This is a genomic window from Arthrobacter sp. H5, from assembly GCF_000520595.1.
Taxonomy (GTDB): domain Bacteria; phylum Actinomycetota; class Actinomycetes; order Actinomycetales; family Micrococcaceae; genus Arthrobacter_D.
Genome location: NZ_KI914990.1, coordinates 46453 through 49875, shown reverse-complemented (window position 1 = coordinate 49875; position 3423 = coordinate 46453). Strand labels below are relative to the sequence as shown.

The following is a 3423-nucleotide window of genomic DNA, read 5'->3' as shown; positions in this document are numbered from 1 at the left end:
AGTGAGTGGCCGACTCGTAGGCGGCCGCGACGCCGAGGACGCGCCCGTCGGCATGCCTCGGGCCAACAACCTGCAGCCCAACCGGCATCCCCTCTGCGGTAAAGCCGCAGGGCACGGTAATGGCGGGCTGCTGGGTAAGGTTGAACGGGTAGGAATACGGCGTCCACGACGTCCAGTCCTGACTCGCCGAACCTTCCGGCACGTCGACACCGGCTTCGAACGCCGTGCGCGGAAGCGTGGGGGTAATCAGCACGTCGTACTGCTGGTGGAGCACGCCCATGGTGCGGCCAAGCTGCATCCTGAGCGACGTGGCATCGAGAAAGTCCCGTGCGGTGAAGTCCTTGTGCCGTGAGAGCGCGGCACGGAGGCTGGGATCGATCCGATCTTCGGCGCCATCACCATAGCTGTCGACCACCATCGCCGCGCCACTGAACCAGAGGACGTGGTAAGCCCATACAGGGTCCTCCATGTTTACGGACACTTCCTCCACCTGCGCCCCAAGCTCCTCCAACTGACCAGCAGCCGCCCTGACCAGAGCGTCAACCTCGGGGTCATTCCTGCCGTAGCCAAGGTCGGGGCTGAACGCCACCTTGAGGTTTCTGATGTCCTTTGCACCCTCAAGTCTGCCGCTGAATGACTCAGTGGGAGGTGCCAGTGCCGACCAGTCTCGGGCGTCGAAGCCACTGAGCACATCCATCATCAGCGCCGCGTCAGGAACGGTGCGCGTGATCGGGCCGGCGTGTGACAGGGTACCGAAAGGGCTCGCCGGATATAGGGGTACGGTTCCATAGGTTGGTTTGAAGCCGACGACGCCACAGAAGCCAGCGGGAATGCGGATGGAACCGCCGCCGTCGGTTCCGACGGAGAACTGACCCAACCCCTGCGCGACGGCGGCCGCGCTGCCACCGCTGGAACCGCCGGCGGTCCGCGTGGTGTCCCACGGATTGGTGGTGACGCCGAAGCGCGGGCTGTCCGTCACACCCTTCCAACCAAACTCGGGGCTGGTTACCTTGCCCACCAACACCGAGCCGGATTCACGCAGTCTCGCGACCGTGGGCGCATCCTCGGTCCAGCCGTCGTCGTCCGCTTGAATGAGGCGCGAGCCACGCAGCGTGGGCCAACCACTGGTTAGCAGGAGGTCCTTGATGGTGGTGGGAACGCCGTCGCACCCGCTCAGCGGAGCACCTTTCTGCCAGCGCGCCTCCGATTCGGCGGCACTGGCAAGTGCGGCCTCGGCGTCCACGAGGCAGAAGGCGTTGATGGCGGGATTGACCGTGTCGATGGCTTCAAGGACATCGCGCACTGCCTCCACAGGTGACAATTCACCGGAACCATAGAGTTCCACCAGTTCAGTTGCACTTGCCCATCGCGGTGAATCCATCGGCTGCGGCGATCCCTTCGATTGTCGACAATCCAACTGTAGGCTATCTTCTAAATCATCAAAACCCCTCGAAGCGTCGCAATACCCGGAAGGACACCATGACCATTGTCGGAATGCTCTACCCCGGCCACAGTGCCGAGGACGATTATCCCTACCTCGAGTCCGCACTTGGCAGCGGGATCCGGTTTCCCGTAGTGCATACGTCAGTGGGCGTTGATGCTCACGAAGTCGAGGCTCTGCTCGACCTCGGGAACAGCGAGAGACTGCTGGACGGCGCGCGTCAGGTCCTGGACTTCAGCCCGGATGCGGTGATGTGGGCGTGTACTTCCGGCAGCTTTGTCTTCGGCTGGGAAGGAGCACGGCAGCAGGCCCGGAACATTGAGGAAACGATTAAGATACCCACCGCGTCAACCTCCATGGCATTTGCCGCCGCGCTGGCGCACCTGGGGCTGCGCAGGGTGACTGTCGCCGCGACGTATCCGCAGGACGTGGCACAGCATTTCGTGGACTACCTGGATCATGCCAATGTCGAGGTGCTTGAGCTGAAGTCTCACGACATCCCCACCGCAAAGGAGGCCGGACAGCTGGATCATGGCGGCGTTTTCGCCCTGGCCCGGAGCAATAACACCGCGGGTTCTGAAGCGATCCTCATCCCGGACACCGCCCTGCACACAGCACGCTGGTTGAACGAACTGGAGTCCGCCTTGGACAAGCCGGTTCTCACCGCGAACCAGGTCACTGCGTGGCACGGCCTGCGCCTTGCCGGGGACAACGTGACTTCAACAGAGCTCGGTGTCCTCTTCCGCGCCTGAATCCATCCGAATCCGGGTAATCGATCAAGGTCGCTTACGCCTGCTACCTCCATCGGCCAAGGCCCGCCAGGGCCGGGTAGAGATCCACGTTCGGCGCGCACCCAGGTCTCCACGCGCTCCTTCGTCGCTTGGTCGACCACCGGGGAACGCTCCTTCGTCGCTTGGTCGACCACCGGGGAACGCCGCCCTCACCCCTTCAGCAACCGCTGCCCCGGCCCCACAGCACCCTTGCCGAGTACCCTCAAAGCCGCCCATGCCGTGACCTGATTGGCAGTGAGCACCGGCTTGCCGAGTTCCCGCTCCATGTGGGTGATGACGTCATAGCTCGGCAGGTTGGTGCAGCTCAGGAACACTGCGTCTGCTTCCGGCCGGTCAGCCTGCCGGATCAGCTCGCAGGTCACGGCGTACGGCACTTTCCAAATCTCGCGGTCGAGCCCAAGCCCAACGTGCGAGACGGCGGCTCTGCCGGCCTCGGCGAGAAAACCAGCCAGTCGGTCAGTAAGTTCCGCAGCGTACGGAGTGGCCACTGCGACACGCACCGCGTGCAGATCCTCCAATGCCAGCAGCAGCGCGCCGGAGGTGGTGACCGCGGCCGGCGCTCCGGCCGCCAGCATCGCGGCCGAAAGGGAACGTTCGCCGTCGACCCCGTCCACAAAGCTCCCGGAGGTGCACGCATAGGCAACCACCTGCGGCCGGACAGCCATGAGGCTGCGGACCGCGGCGCGGATCTCTTCCTGATCGCTGATGTCCTTGGCCATCTCGACGCTGACGGCCTGATCGTAGAACGGCGTCCGGGTAATAAGGAGCGATACGCCCGCGGGCATCCAGCGCCAGAGTTCACGGTCCAGCGCCATGTCGTAGGGACAGATCACGCCAATGCCCTGATCACCCGCCGGCCCGGTTGGATCCGCGGGGAAGGACCCCGCGACGTCGATCGTCATGCACACATCATGACACTTTGTTGGATTGTCGACAATTAGACTGCAGTCATACTAGCCTTCTTCTGCCGTTTCTTCCCGGAAAGCGCAGCGGCCACCTCCCGGATATGGGAGACGGCCACTACGTTAGTCATCACAATGAACCGGAATAATGCAGGATCCGGCCCGGCCAAAACCCTAACCGCCGAGCTGCTTGCTCGCTTCCGGGTCGGATTCGCGCAGGAACTTCGCTATCCGCTCGGCTTCCTCGATCTCACCGATCGACGCCGCTGCCCTCCCCAGGGCATACAGC

At 63.7% G+C, this 3423-nt stretch carries 4 protein-coding genes; 1 reads left to right on the top strand and 3 read right to left on the bottom strand.

Annotation, left to right across the window (positions count from 1 at the left end; translation table 11 throughout):
* On the bottom strand, positions 1 to 1381 hold a 1381-nt coding region (locus Y708_RS24015), incomplete at its 3' end, for an amidase (RefSeq protein ID WP_081746639.1).
* A gap of 98 nt (positions 1382 to 1479) precedes the next feature.
* On the opposite strand from Y708_RS24015, the gene Y708_RS0109390 reads away from it, so the two are divergent.
* Entirely contained in the window at positions 1480 to 2193 is a 714-nt protein-coding gene (locus tag Y708_RS0109390; RefSeq protein ID WP_028279741.1) for a maleate cis-trans isomerase family protein, read from the top strand.
* 188 nt (positions 2194 to 2381) lie between these two features.
* Here the strand turns inward: Y708_RS0109390 and Y708_RS0109385 are convergent, their stop codons facing one another.
* Positions 2382 to 3134 (bottom strand): maleate cis-trans isomerase family protein, encoded by a 753-nt coding sequence (locus tag Y708_RS0109385; RefSeq protein WP_051478855.1) that lies wholly within the window; start codon positions 3132 to 3134, stop codon positions 2382 to 2384.
* Positions 3135 to 3308: 174 nt separating this feature from the next.
* The coding region (locus Y708_RS29100) for a DUF3151 family protein (RefSeq protein WP_155853797.1) at positions 3309 to 3423 on the bottom strand (115 nt) is incomplete at its 5' end.

What these genes read in the sequence shown, in the direction of transcription:
- Y708_RS0109385 (WP_051478855.1), bottom strand. Translation starts at nt 3,134, where the DNA reads ATGACGATCGACGTCGCGGGGTCCTTCCCCGCGGATCCAACCGGGCCG.
- Y708_RS0109390 (WP_028279741.1), top strand. Translation starts at nt 1,480, where the DNA reads ATGACCATTGTCGGAATGCTCTACCCCGGCCACAGTGCCGAGGACGAT.